The sequence below is a fragment of the Pseudomonas sp. UTLPPB19802 genome (genome assembly GCF_059730225.1).
Window position 1 is genome coordinate 4531323 of record NZ_AP048545.1, and the last position, 13476, is coordinate 4544798.

At 60.7% G+C, this 13476-nt stretch carries 12 protein-coding genes and 1 riboswitch; of the genes, 6 read left to right on the forward strand and 6 right to left on the reverse strand.

Going from position 1 to position 13476, the window contains the following annotated elements; all coding sequences use genetic code 11:
* Positions 1-58: 58 nt before the first annotated feature.
* From AC6I6U_RS19520 to AC6I6U_RS19535, 4 genes are read right to left on the reverse strand one after another with little or no spacing between them, the layout of a single operon-like run.
* Positions 59-1252: a hybrid sensor histidine kinase/response regulator gene (locus tag AC6I6U_RS19520; protein WP_497877663.1), complete on the reverse strand. Its 1194-nt coding sequence runs from the start codon at positions 1250-1252 to the stop codon at positions 59-61.
* Positions 1246-1848: a chemotaxis protein CheB gene (locus AC6I6U_RS19525; RefSeq protein WP_497877664.1), complete on the reverse strand. Its 603-nt coding sequence runs from the start codon at positions 1846-1848 to the stop codon at positions 1246-1248. Before AC6I6U_RS19525 ends, AC6I6U_RS19520 begins: the two co-directional genes overlap by 7 nt.
* Positions 1845-2660 carry a CheR family methyltransferase gene (locus AC6I6U_RS19530; protein ID WP_497877665.1) on the reverse strand — a complete coding sequence of 272 codons (816 nt, stop codon included), beginning with the start codon at positions 2658-2660 and terminating at the stop codon, positions 1845-1847. Before AC6I6U_RS19530 ends, AC6I6U_RS19525 begins: the two co-directional genes overlap by 4 nt.
* The gene (locus tag AC6I6U_RS19535) at positions 2660-6130 is read right to left on the reverse strand and encodes a response regulator (RefSeq protein WP_497877666.1); all 3471 of its coding nucleotides are present in this window, start codon (positions 6128-6130) and stop codon (positions 2660-2662) included. The genes AC6I6U_RS19530 and AC6I6U_RS19535 overlap by 1 nt, the downstream gene beginning before the upstream one ends.
* Before the next feature lie 252 nt (positions 6131-6382).
* Here AC6I6U_RS19535 and AC6I6U_RS19540 point away from each other — a divergent pair, with 252 nt between their 5' ends.
* From AC6I6U_RS19540 to AC6I6U_RS19565, 6 genes are all read left to right on the forward strand, one after another.
* The gene (locus AC6I6U_RS19540) at positions 6383-6739 is read left to right on the forward strand and encodes a response regulator (RefSeq protein WP_497877667.1); all 357 of its coding nucleotides are present in this window, start codon (positions 6383-6385) and stop codon (positions 6737-6739) included.
* Positions 6740-6871: 132 nt separating this feature from the next.
* A riboswitch (cobalamin riboswitch) is annotated at positions 6872-7095 on the forward strand.
* Between the two features lie 95 nt (positions 7096-7190).
* Positions 7191-7376, forward strand: coding sequence for a CbtB domain-containing protein (locus AC6I6U_RS19545; protein WP_497877668.1), 186 nt, complete (start codon positions 7191-7193; stop codon positions 7374-7376).
* Between the two features lie 10 nt (positions 7377-7386).
* The gene (locus AC6I6U_RS19550; protein ID WP_497877669.1) at positions 7387-8097 is read left to right on the forward strand and encodes a CbtA family protein; all 711 of its coding nucleotides are present in this window, start codon (positions 7387-7389) and stop codon (positions 8095-8097) included.
* Positions 8094-8519: a cobalamin biosynthesis protein gene (locus AC6I6U_RS19555; RefSeq protein WP_497877670.1), complete on the forward strand. Its 426-nt coding sequence runs from the start codon at positions 8094-8096 to the stop codon at positions 8517-8519. The genes AC6I6U_RS19550 and AC6I6U_RS19555 overlap by 4 nt, the downstream gene beginning before the upstream one ends.
* 119 nt (positions 8520-8638) lie before the next feature.
* Complete coding sequence (gene cobM / locus AC6I6U_RS19560; protein ID WP_497877671.1) at positions 8639-9385, forward strand: precorrin-4 C(11)-methyltransferase; 747 nt, start codon at positions 8639-8641, stop codon at positions 9383-9385.
* Positions 9386-9404: 19 nt separating this feature from the next.
* Positions 9405-9851: an NUDIX hydrolase gene (locus tag AC6I6U_RS19565; protein ID WP_497877672.1), complete on the forward strand. Its 447-nt coding sequence runs from the start codon at positions 9405-9407 to the stop codon at positions 9849-9851.
* Between the two features lie 208 nt (positions 9852-10059).
* Here AC6I6U_RS19565 and nfuA read toward each other — a convergent pair whose 3' ends face one another.
* Positions 10060-10644 (reverse strand): Fe-S biogenesis protein NfuA, encoded by a 585-nt coding sequence (gene nfuA, locus AC6I6U_RS19570; RefSeq protein ID WP_186682864.1) that lies wholly within the window; start codon positions 10642-10644, stop codon positions 10060-10062.
* A 451-nt stretch (positions 10645-11095) separates the two neighbouring features.
* Entirely contained in the window at positions 11096-13387 is a 2292-nt protein-coding gene (locus tag AC6I6U_RS19575) for a fatty acid cis/trans isomerase (RefSeq protein ID WP_497877673.1), read from the reverse strand.
* Positions 13388-13476 lie beyond the last annotated feature (89 nt).

Consider the following 13476-nt stretch of genomic DNA (forward strand, 5'->3'; position numbering starts at 1 on the left):
CCTTCATTTTCTAATTTCTGCCAATACGACCACCGGCTCTGCCGGAGGTTGCGTCGGTTTACCGGTTTTCCTGCAATGGCAGGCACACACGGAAGGTCGAGCCTTCGCCGAGCCTGCTGCACACCGTGATCGTGCCGCCATGGGCAGCGACAATCTGCTCGGAAATGAACAGCCCCAGGCCCAATCCGGCGATCGCATGCCCCGCCGAGACGCGCTCGAACTGCTGGAAAATGCGCTTCTGGTTTTCCTCGCTGATACCGATCCCGCGGTCGCGGACCTCGATACAGGCATGGGCCCCCTCGGCATAGACACGAACGTCGATCGGGCTTTTCGCGCCATATCGAAGCGCGTTGGTCAACAGGTTGGAGATCACCTGCTCGATACGGAACTCGTCCCAGTTGCCTTCCACCGGCCCGCTCATCTCGTAGCTCAGGCTCGATTCGGCGGCCTGGACCTGCGGCGCGAAACCTTCGAGCAACTTGGCCACCAGCTGCGAAAGGTCGAAGCGATTCGGCTGGATCGACAGTTTGCCGGTGCGGATGCGCGACACGTCGAGCATGTCCTCGATCAACCGGATCAGGCTCTGGATCTGCCGCTCATCGCGTTCGACCATCGCGTTCATCTTGTCGAGGGTGAAGGCTGCCGCATTGTTGCGGGCCAGGTGCATCTTGCGCAACTGGGTTTCGAGGATCAGCCCGTTGAGCGGCGTACGCACTTCATGGGAGACGATCGACATGAAGTCGTCGCGCATGCGTACCGCCCGCTGCAACTCCTCCTGGGTCGCCTGCAGCTCCTTGAGCAACGCCTCCTGCTCGCGCCGACTCTGCTCCAGGGCCTCGACCTGCTGCTTCATCGCCTTGCTCTGGCGATACAGCTCGACGAATACATTGACCTTGCTTTTTACCGCATGGGTGTCCAGCGGCTTGTAGAGAAAGTCCACCGCCCCGCTTTCATAGCCCTTGAAGGCGTAGTTGAGTTCACGGCCACCGGCACTGACAAAGACGATCGGGATGTTCTTGGTCTTCTCCGTGCCGCGCATCAGCTCGGCCAGTTCGAAACCGTTCATGCCGGGCATCTGCACATCGAGAATCGCCATGGCGAATTCGTGCTGCAGCAGCAGCGACAGGGCTTCATCGGCGGACAGAGCCTTATAGACGACACGATCCTCGCGTTTGATCAGCGCCTCCAGCGCCAACAGATTTTCCGGCAGATCGTCAACGATCAGCAGTTTGGCCTGGACAGTACTTAGCATGCGATTCGTTCCAGCTCGACAAGCAGGCGGCCGATGCCGCGAAGAGGGAGTATGTAGTCGGGTACATGTAAGGCAAGAGCCGCCTCGGGCATCGTCGCCACCCGCGCCTCGCGCGGGTCCTGCACGACCGTCAGGCCACCCTGGGCCTTGACCTGGGCCAGCCCGCTGGCACCGTCGTGATTGGCCCCGGTCAGCAGGATAGCCATCAGTTGCGGTCCATAGGCGTCGGCACATGACTCGAAAAGATAATCGATGGAAGGCCGCGAATAATTCACCCTCGCCTCGCAACTGAAGGAAAAACTGTGGTCCTGCTCAACCGACAAGTGATAGCCGGGACTGGCGAAATAGATGGTCCCCGGCGAGATCGATTCCTTGTCGACAGCTTCCTTGACCGGCATCGACAGGCGCCGGGCGAACACCTCGGCCAGATGGCTCTGGCGCTCCTCGGGCATGTGCAGCACGACCGCGATCGGCAGGCGAAAACCGCTGGGCAACTCACTGAACACCGTCAGCAACGCCTCGACGCCACCCGCCGAAGCGCCCATGGCGATGGCTTGAATGCGTCGCTGAGTGAACTCAAGGGCCAGTCTGTTCATAGCTTGCGATAAATCCGCTCTTGCTTGACCAAGGTCTCGAAGTGCTTGCCAAAGGAGGAAAAGTCCAGGGTCTCCTTGCTGCCCAACACCAGAAAGCCACGGTGGCAGAGCGACTCGTGAAACAGCCCAAATGCTCGATTCTGTAGCTTTTTATTGAAATAAATCAATACGTTACGGCAAGAAATTAATTGAGTTTCAGAGAACACGCTATCGGTCGCAAGGCTGTGATCGGCGAAGGTCACGTTGTCACGCAGGCTCTTGTCGAAAATCGCATAGCCATAGGCAGCCGTGTAGTACTCGGAAAAATCCCGCTGGCCGCCGGCCTGCAGATAGTTCTGGTTGTAGGCTCGCACGTTGTCCAGGGAAAAGATCCCCTGCTTGGCCTTTTCCAGCGAGCTGGGATTGATGTCGGTAGCGTAGATGATGGTCCGGTCGAGCAAGCCTTCCTCGCGCAGCAGGATGGCCATCGAATAGACCTCCTCCCCGGTGCTGCAACCGGCGACCCAGATCTTGATTGATGGATAGGTCTTGAGCAGCGGCACCACTTCCTGGCGAATCGCCAGGAAATGACTGGGGTCACGAAACATCTCGCTGACAGGAATGGTCAGGAACTGCAGCAACTGCATGAACGCCGCTGGATCGTGCAAAACCCGCTCCTGCAGCGCCGAAATGGTCGCGCAATCGAACTGGCGCAGGGCGTGGACAACCCGGCGCTTGATCGACGCGCCGGAGTAATCACGAAAATCGTAGCTGTACTTCAGGTAGATCGCCTCGATCAGGAGGCGTATTTCAATATCGATATTTTGCTGCACTAGATCCTTTCCATTTTCGGCAACCACACACGAATCAGCGAGAACAGGCGATCCAGGTCAATCGGCTTGGCCAGGTAGTCGTTGGCACCCGCTTGCAGACAGCGTTCCTGGTCGTCCTTCATCGCCTTGGCCGTCACCGCGATGATCGGCAGCTTGCGCCAGCGTGGATCCTTGCGAATCTCGATGGTCGCTTCATAACCATCCATTTCCGGCATCATCACATCCATCAATACCAGGTCGATGTCGTCGACGGCATTGAGGCGCTCGATCGCTTCACGGCCGTTACGACCGATCTCGACGATGGCACCCTTGTGCTCCAGGGCACTGGTGAGGGCGAAGATGTTGCGCACATCGTCGTCCACCAGCAACACCCGGCGCCCCTCGAAGACCTTGTCGCGGCTGCGCGCGGTCTTGAGCATGTGCTGGCGCTCGTTGGACAGCTGCGATTCGACTTTGTGCAGAAACAGCGTCACTTCGTCGAGCAGGCGTTCCGGCGATCGGGCACCCTTGATAATGATCGAGCGCGAATACTTGCGCAGCTCGGCTTCCTCATCACGGGTCAGGTTGCGCCCGGTGTAGACAATCACCGGCGGGAACGAGCGGATGTCCTCGGTAGACATGCGCTTGAGCAATTCGTTGCCGAGCATGTCCGGCAATTTGAGATCGATGATCATGCAGTCGTAGACATTCTCGCGCAGCAGGTCCAAAGCGTCCTGGGCCAGCCCCACTGCGGTGATCTGGATATCGTCGTCGCCAATCAGCCGGGCAATGCTGTCGCGTTGCAGATCGTCATCCTCGACCAGTAGCACGCGCTTGACCTTCTGGGTCAGCTTGGCCTCGAGCCGGGAGAAGACCTCCTTGAGTTCGTCACGGGTGGTCGGCTTGACCGCGTAGCCCATGGCGCCCATGTGCATGGCGGTCTCGACGCGGTCCTCGACGGAAATCACATGCACCGGGATGTGTCGGGTCGGCGCCAGTTCCTTGAGGCGCTGCAGTACCGTCAGCCCGGAGTGATCGGGCAGGCGCATGTCCAGCAGGATCGCGTCTGGAATAAACTGCGCCGCCAGACCGAAGCCCTCGTCGGCACCGTGGGCGACCAGGCACTGGTAGCCGAGTTCGTGAGCCAGGTCGTAGAGAATCTGGGCAAAACTCGGCTCGTCCTCGATCACCAGGATGCTGCGGCCTTCAAAAGGCGCCTTGTCGCGATCATCGGCGAACCGCTCGATCGGCGTCTCGACCAACGCCGACGGCTCGCGACGCGGGATGCTGGTCAGCGCAGCCGGCGCATGCACCGGTGCCTGGGCCACCGGCACGTCACTGCGGGCCATGGTGTATTCACGCGGCAGCGCCAGGGTGAACACGCTGCCCTGGCCCGGCTCGCTGGCGACGCTGATCGAACCGCCAAGCAGGGCCGCCAGGTCGCGGGAGATCGACAGGCCAAGGCCGGTTCCGCCGTAGCGACGGTTGGTGGTGCCATCGGCCTGGTGGAACGCTTCGAAAATGCTTTCGTGCTGTTCGCGGGCAATGCCGATACCGGTGTCGCGGACATTGAAGACGATACCCACGCCCGGCCGGCTCGATACGGTCAGGCTGACCTGGCCTTTCTCGGTAAATTTCACCGCGTTCGACAACAGGTTCTTGAGTACCTGCTCCAGACGCTGGCGATCGGTGAACAGTGCTTCGGGCGCGTCCGGCTCGATCACCACGCTGAAATCAAGGCCCTTGTCGTTCGCCAGTGGCAGGAACAGGCTGTTCAACCCTGCCACCAGACGAACCACGCTGGTGTTTTCCGGGCGTACTTCGAGCTTGCCCGCCTCGACCTTCGCGATGTCGAGAATGTCGTTGATCAGGTTCAACAGGTCGTTGCCGGCGGAATAGATCGACTCGGCGAACTTGACCTGTTCGCCAGTGAGGTTTTCCTGGGGATTCTCCGCCAGCAGCTTGGCCAGGATAAGCGAGCTGTTGAGTGGCGTACGCAACTCGTGCGACATGTTGGCCAGGAACTCGGACTTGTATTTGCTCGAGCGCTGCAACTGTTCCGCACGTTCTTCCAGCTCGACCTGGGCCTGGTTCAATTCGCCGTTCTTGCGGTCCAGGGCATCGCGTTGTTCGGCCAGTTGCTCGTTGCTCTGCTCCAGCTCGGTCTGCTGGGTTTCCAGGTGTGCCTGGGACTCCTTGAGCACCCTGGACTGCTCTTCCAGTTCCTCGTTGGCAGTCTTGAGTTCTTCCTGCTGGACCTGCAGCTCCTCATTCAGTTGCTGGGTCTCGGCCAGCACTTCCTGCAGGCGCTGGCGATAACGGGCTGCTTCGAGGGAGGTACCGATGCTGTCGGCGATCAGTTCCAGCAGGTCGATGTCACGCTCGCCCAGCGTACGCAGGAAACCCAGCTCGATCACGCCGTTGACCTGCCCGTCGTTGGTGGTTGGTACCACGACCACGCTGCGCGGCAAGCCCTCGCCAAGACCGGAACTGACCTTGAAATAATCTTCCGGAACCTCGTCGAGACGAATCAGCCGCGCCTGGCTGGCAGCCTGCCCGACCACGCCTTCATCGGTGAAGATATCCTGCCGATGCTGCTCCTGCTCACGGGAAAAACCATAGGAGGCAATGCGCCGGAAGCCACCGTGCTCCTCGCGGACATAGGCAGCGGCGACCGCACTGCCCAGATAGTTGGCACAAAACTGCAGGACATTGCGGCCCAGCGGGCTGAGACTCAGTTGGCCGAGCATCTGCGCCGACAACCGGGTCTGGCCGTCACGCAGCCAGGCCTGCTTTTCCAGGTGCTCCGAACTCTTCAGTTGCGCCATGAGATTCTTGCTGTAAGACGCTGAAAGATCTAATAAATTCTTTCTTCCGACATAAGCCAGAACTGCGCTCAGGCCCAGCACGAAGGTCAGGTACAGGGCGATGGTCCAGAGGGTCGTACGCCGAACATCGTCGTTGCGCGCCAGGCGCAGCTGCTGCTCGGTCTCGATCGCATTTTCATATTCGCTGCGGATTTCATCGGTCAGGCGCTTGCCACGTCCGGCCTTGACCGCTTCGCGGTAGTCGCCCTTGGAGCGCTGCAGATCGATCATCGACTGCGCATATTCGGTCCAGGAGTCCTGCAAGGCCTCGATACGCCTGAAGCGGTCGACCTGTTGCGGGTTGTCCGCCACCAACTCCTGCAAACCGCGCAACCCGGCAACGATCTTCGGCTTGGCGACTTCATAGGGGTCGAGGAAATGCTCATCGCCGGTGATCAGGAAACCGCGCATGCCGGTTTCCAGGTCGACGGACAGTTTCATCGCCTCGTTGACGTTATTGATCACCCGGTCGGTGTGTTGCACCCACTGGATCACCGACAGCAGATAGGTGATCAGGGAAACGAAGAAGACTGCGCTGAGCACACCCACGCCCAAGGGCAGACTGATGTTGCGACTCAGAAGTTTGCGGAAGCTTTGCTCATCAACCGAAGACGGTGAATTCATTTCGGGCCCCGGAGGAAGTCTTGAAAATTAAGGATTTTGCCGTAATTCTGAGGAAAAGATTCATTTTTCTCACAGCGTAGAAGGCATTTTCCGGCTGTGCACTGCCCAGCATCAACCAGACCCGCTATCCTCAACGCTTATACAGCAGACTTTTTTTGTATAAGAAGCAGAACTTGTGCCGCTCGGCCGCTTACCAATGCAAAGACAGGCAGCCCTGCCTACCCCGCGTTCATTTTCCCGGAAGACCATCCTATGTGTGCAGCCAGTTCCACCATCCTCGTCGTCGAAGACGATGCCATTGTCCGCATGCTGATCGTCGACGTGCTCGAGGAGCTGGAATTCAATGTGCTGGAGGCCAGCGACAGCGACTCGGCCCTGGAAATACTCAACAACCGGGCGACGAGCATCGACCTGCTGATGACCGACGTCGGACTACCGGGCATGGATGGCCGTGACCTGGCAAGGAGCGCACGGCAGGTCCGCCCAGAACTGTCGGTGCTATTCGCCAGCGGCTACGCCGAAAGCATTGAGGTGCCTGCGGGCATGCAGGTGATCGGCAAGCCGTTTTCGATCGACCAACTTAGAAACAAGATAAAAAGCATCATATAACTCCATGTTTTAACTGATATTTATATTTCTAGAATTCACTTTAAGTTGAGCTGCCTGCTGGACATTGCCAAGCCTTCAGCCAGCATCGACGCACCGGTCGACGCGGTTGACGCATCGGCCGACGGCATGTTTTCCTACGCGTCTGTTCTGGGTGCCCTTCACAGGGTGAAACGGGAAACCGGTGCGTCGGCGGATGCTTCATCACGCTTGACCAGTCCGGTGCTGCCCCCGCAACGGTAAGCGAGAGAAGCGTCAGATCCACTGTGCCATTCGGCATGGGAAGGTGATGCTGGAAGGTTCGAGCCAGGCTGGAACCCCTCGCGAGCCCGGAGACCGGCCCGGAAAATCGAATGACAAACCTGCGGTGGGCAGGCGCTGTTGAAACCTCCGGGCCCGACCCGCGAGGTTTTTCTGCGCTTGGCCGCCCGCTGAAAATCCAGAGGGAAGCGCCATGTCCGTTACCACCGCCAGCCATTCCAACGCCGCTACATCGACCCGCAGCCAACGCCTTGTCGCCGCCATCGGTGCCAGCGTACTGGGCGCCCTGCTGGTGTATTTCGCCGGCTTCTCGCACATCGACGCCGTTCACAACGCCGCCCACGACACGCGCCACAGCGCTGCCTTCCCGTGCCACTGAGAACCCGGCCATGATCAAGCGTATTGCCCAAACCGCCGGTTTCAGCGGACTGCTGGCCGCCCTGCTGCTGACCTTGCTGCAAAGTTTCTGGGTCGCGCCGTTGATTCTCCAGGCGGAGACCTATGAAAAAGCCCCCGCCAGCGAGAGCCACGAGCACACCGATACGGCCATGGCCGGCCACAGCCATGAGGGCCACGACGAAGAGGCCTGGGAACCGGAAGATGGCTGGCAGCGCGTGCTGTCCACAACGGGCGGCAACCTGGTGGTGGCGGTCGGTTTCGCCCTGATGCTAGCCGGGCTCTATACCCTGCGTGCGCCCAATCGCGCGTCCCAGGGACTGCTCTGGGGCCTGGCCGGCTACGCAACCTTCTGCCTGGCACCGACCCTCGGACTGCCACCGGAACTGCCCGGCACCGCCGCCGCAGACTTGTTGCAACGGCAAATCTGGTGGGCCAGCACCGCGGCGTCCACCGCCGTGGCTATCGCCCTGGTGGTGTTTGGCCGGCACTGGGCGATCAAGTTGCTGGGCGTGGCGATCGTCGTGGTGCCCCATGTGATCGGCGCTCCCCAACCCGAGGTACATTCCAGCCTGGCGCCGGAAGCACTGGAAGCACAATTCAAGATCGCCTCGCAACTGACCAACGCCGTGTTCTGGCTGGCCCTGGGCCTGATCAGTGCCTGGATGTTCCGCCGCAGACAAGACGGCCAATACCCGGCATGACAACACCCCACACGAAACCAACCCTCGCGGTTGGTTTCGGCTGCCGGCAAGGTTGCGAGGCATCGATCCTGCTGGGGTTGCTGGAAGACGCCCTGCTGGCTCACCGAATCGACCCGGCGAACATCTCGGGCCTGGCCAGCATCGACGGCAAACACAGTGAACCGGGACTGCTTGAGCTGGCCCGGTACCTGAAACTACCACTGGTGTTCTTCAGTGCCGCCGCGCTGCAACCTTACGAGCCACGGCTGACTCATCGTTCCAGCCAGGTATTCGCCCATACCGGCTGCCATGGTATCGCCGAAAGTGCCGCGCTGGCCCTGGCCGAACAGCTGGGCCAGGAACCGGCAAGCCTGCTGATTTCACGACAGAAACACCCTCAGGCCACCTTTGCGCTGGCCTGGACAGGACAAAACCCTCGATAATCACCCTTTCCTGCATGAGCGTTATTCATGTAGGCCCAGACTCCGCACCTGAAAACCATCAGGTGAGTACCGAGTGACTGGCACGCACGACCTTGCGCAAATCCCGCTCAGAGAAGCTTATGACCGTCTATTTCATCGGTGCCGGGCCCGGCGATCCGGAACTCATCACCGTCAAGGGCCAGCGACTGATTCGCCGTTGCCCGGTCATCATCTACGCCGGCTCCCTGGTACCCATGGCAGTGCTGGACGGCCACCGCGCCGACCAGGTGATCAACAGTGCCGAGCTGCACCTGGAACAGATCATCGAGTTGATCAAGACAGCCGACGCCCGCGGACAGGATGTCGCCCGGGTGCACTCCGGGGACCCTTCACTGTACGGTGCCATCGGTGAGCAGATCCGCCATTTGCGTGAACTGGGCATCGGTTATGAAATCATTCCCGGCGTCACGGCTACCGCGGCCTGCGCCGCCCTGCTCGGAGCCGAACTGACGCTGCCGGACATTTCCCAGAGCGTGATCCTGACCCGTTATGCCGACAAGACCGCGATGCCCGCCGGCGAGGAACTGGGCGACCTGGCCCGGCACAAGGCGACCATGGCGATTCACCTGGGAGTCAATCATCTGGCGAAAATCGTCGAGGAACTGACACCCCACTACGGCGCGGACTGCCCGATTGCGGTAATCCATCGCGCCACCTGGCCTGACCAGGACTGGGTGCTGGGCACGCTGGCGGATATCCAGGCCAAGGTCGAGGCCAAGGGGTTTCGGCGCACTGCGCTGATTCTTGTGGGACGGGTGCTGGGCAGTGATCACTTCAGCGAATCGTCGCTATACCGGGCTGGCCATGCCCATCTCTATCGACCCTGAACCAAAGGAGCAGCGATCCATGTCCGAACAGGCATTTTCCGGGGCCAAGCTGGCATTGCTCTGCGGCGACCAGTTGCTGACCTATCTGCGTGACATGAAAGACAGCATCCCCTACCCCGGCCACTGGGACTTTGCCGGCGGTGGCCGTGAAGGAGAAGAAAGCCCGAGCGAGTGTGCGTTGCGGGAGCTGGATGAGGAGTTTTCCCTGCGGATCGGCGCCGAACGCATCGAGTGGACTCGGCGCTATCCCAGCGTGACGCAGCCGGGCAGCCATTCGTGGTTCCTGGTGGGGCAACTGAGCATGGCGGAAATCGAGGCAATTCGTTTCGGCGATGAGGGCCAGTATTGGCGAATGATGCCGATTGCCGAGTACCTGGAGCATCCGCTGGGAGTGCCGTACCTGCAGGAGCGGTTGCGCGATTATCTGCAGGATCGGAGCCAGGCCGCAGGGCCTCTTCGCGGATAGATCCTGCTCCCACAGAGTTGAACAGTCCCCCTAAAAAGCTGGACCGTTGGCCCCATCAGATTCACTCAGGCGCACCGCAAACCGCGGGAGCAGGATTTATCCGCGAAAGCGGCGGTACAGGCACCACAGATCTTCAGGCAATAAAAAACGGTACTCACGGGCACCGTTTTTTTTGCGACTCAAGGCAGCGAACGCCCTGCTACCGGACTCAGTAGTAGGCGTTTTCTTTCTGCGTATGGTCGGTCACGTCACGCACGCCCTTGAGCTCGGGGATGCGCTCGAGCAAGGTCCGCTCGATGCCTTCCTTCAAGGTCACGTCGGCCTGGCCACAACCCTGGCAACCGCCGCCGAACTGCAGCACGGCAATGCCATCCTCGACCACGTCGATCAGACTGACCTGGCCGCCGTGGCTGGCCAGCCCCGGATTGATCTCGGTCTGCAGGTAATAGTTGATGCGCTCGTTGATCGGGCTGTCGGCACTGACCATCGGCACCTTGGCGTTCGGCGCCTTGATGGTCAGCTGGCCACCCATGCGGTCGGTGGCGTAGTCGACCACCGCGTCATCGAGGAACGCCTCGCTGAACGAATCGATCCACGCGGTGAAGCTTTTCAGCCCCAGGGCGGTGTCTTCAGGCTTTTCCTCGCCCGGCTTGCAGTAGGCAATGCAAGTCTCGGCGTACTGGGTGCCTGGCTGGGTAATGAAGATGCGGATACCGATCCCTGGAGTGTTCTGCTTCGACAGCAGGTCCGCCAGATAATCGTGTGCGGCATCGGTAATGGTTATGGCGCTCATGGAATCTCCTCACAGATTGCCATCAGTCTACGCCAAATCGAGCCACTGGACAAAGTCCTAGTATTTTTGTCGGAAAAGCACACCAAGCCGTACGCCGAAATCTGGCGGGCTGGGGCTGGGGCTCAGCCGGGCTCTGGTGCTGGGTTTGGTACTGGCTTTGGTGTTGGACCTGTGGCGAGCGGGCTTGCCCGCGCTGGGCCGCAAAGCGGCCCCAAACACAGACGGAGCGATACGCCAGGTATATCGGGGTTACCGGCTTTGCGACTGCCTTGCAGTCGAGCGCGGGCAAGCCCGCTCGCCACATCTACCCCTGGACATCCTCCCTACCCCTAGACATCCACCCTACTCAAGGCCATTACCCCTGGAGATCCACGCCACTCATGGCCACTACCCCCGAATATCCACCCTACTCATGGCCACCGCTCACCACAGTCGTTTCGAATGGCCCTGCCTACAGATTCTCGTAGCGGTTCATGTCCAGCACACCGGCATTTATCGGATCGGTTTCCTTGAGATAGGTCGTCAGGTCATGGAAATAGAACCAGAACTGCGGGTGGCTGCGGCGAATGCCCCAGCGCTGGACGATCTGCTCGAACGCCGCCGCATCCCTGGCCTGTTCCATGGCGTCGACGAACGCCGGAACCTGCTCGGCCGGTACGTTGAACATGAAGTTCGGGTAGCTGCTCAGCACGCCCGGATAGATCGTCACGGTGTCCAAGCCTGGCTGGTAGCGATAGGCCTCGCCAAGCATGAACGCAACGTTGCTGTGGGCACGGTTGCGCAGCAGGCTGTAGACCTCACGCTTGCCATCACGGGTCTCGACCCGCAGCATCGTGGCCTCGGGCAGTTGATCGATCACCTTGAGCCCCGCCGCCGGGCGCGAGGCCAGGCGACTCAGCGATTGCTCGGCCTCCTGCAGGGCCGGGGCGATATTGGGTCGCGAGCAGTAGGCGCCGCTGCACCGATTGATCGGGTCCGGATGGGCGTCGAGATCGCCATAACGCGCCAGCAACTGCCGGGCGAAGTCGAGTTTCGGGTCCTTGCCCTGCAGCTTCAACGCGCTCGGCGTGCTGTCGTCGATGCTCTCGTAGTCCATCCACAGCTTGATCTTGCCACTGTTCTGGTACCAATCGTCGAGGTAGTCGTCACGGGAGTCAGCCGGCATCAAGCGCAGGAAGTTCTGCTCCGCACCGTTGCGGATCAGGTCGAAATACAGCCGGGTCTGGGCCTGGTGCGAGACGTTGCCGAACACGTCGAAGTTCACCGCCAATTGGTAGTAGGTGCGTTCCAGCAGTGGATAGTCGAACAGCCACATGGTCTGCGGCACTTCGCCGATCAGGCCCTTGGTGACGGTGGCGCTGTCGAAATGACGGAAAATGCTCAGCAAGGCATTGTCGTTGCCAGCCCACAGGCTTGACCAACTGGGCGGCGGTACGGCGGCGTAGGCCTCGGTGCGCAGCGACTCGTATTCGTTGCGCTTGTCCCGATAGGCCAGCCACAGGCTCAGCACGCTGCCGACATCATCGTTCTGCCCAGGCATCGCCAGCAACGGCGTGGCCTTGCCACGGTAGCTCGGATCGGTGATGTACAGGTCATGCTCCGGCGCCTGGAACAGCGCCCAGAAGTTGTCACGGATCACGTCGGTGGCGATCTGTCCACGACAGACCGGCCCCCGGATGAAGGTATCGACGAAATACTCGGCGTTGTCGAGCATGAACTGGTAGCGCGCCGCGGCCGGGATCGCCTCGAAGGTCTCGAACGGGTTGGCCCGGCGTTGCGGACCGTAGCCCGGCAAGGCACTGACCTGCCAGTTGCCGCTGTAGAACAGGGTCTTGACCCGGGCCATCTTCGCCGCGTTCAGGGCATAGGTGATGTGGGTCTTGTGGACGATCGCCCCCTCTACCGGCCACAGGCGGTAGTAGACCTGGGTGCCGGGATCGTCGTTGGGACGCCGGGTGTTGATCAGGTCGATCGGCTGGCCACTGGGCGTGCGCGAACGCACCCACTGGAAGAAATGGCCGGACGCGCCACCGTCGAAATAGATGTGTGCCAGGAACCAGTGTTCATAGAGCCAGCGGCCCACCAGGCTTTCCCGGGCACCCGGCGCGTTGAGCAGGCTCTCCCACTGGGCGATCTGCCGCGCTTCGCTGGTGGTCGGCGCCAGTGGCTGGGTATCCATCGGGGCGCCAATGGCCAGCCAGGAACGCAGGGTCCGGTATTGGTTGTCGGTCAGGCCGGTGACCGCCAACGGCATGCCTTCCTTCGGATGGGCACCGGCATAGCCGTCGAACTCCTCGGGTAGCGGGCACATGTTCTGCCGGTTCAGCCCCAGCACGATCTCGTCCGGCAACTTGGCATTGGGCTGCAAGGGCGTGCGGTGCCCCAGCTCCAGCATACGCGCCATCAGGGCTGCCTGGCTGCCTTGGGCGTCGAGCACCGAATAGAACTTCTTCTGCCGCCACTGCAATGGGGTCTGGGCATCAATGAACAGGCGCGTCGGCTTGAGCGCCTTGCTGCGGTCGCCGTCATACACCGGAACCTTCGAAGCGCCACGCGCCGCGCCCTCGGCGCTGCCCAGGTTGAGCTGGCAGGCGGAGTCGTAGCAGGCGTGGCAGGCCACGCATTTCTCGGTGAAAATCGGCTGGATATCACGGGTATAGGAAATCGCCGGAGCCGGGCTTTGCGCCTGACTGATGCTGCTGAACACTAGCAGCAAGAAAGCGCTGACAACGCGATGCGACATATCCCTGACCCTGGAAGTAAAAAATCGCGCTGATTCTACAGTGTCGCCATCAATTAAACATGAGCGATATTCATGAAAAAGCCCGACAT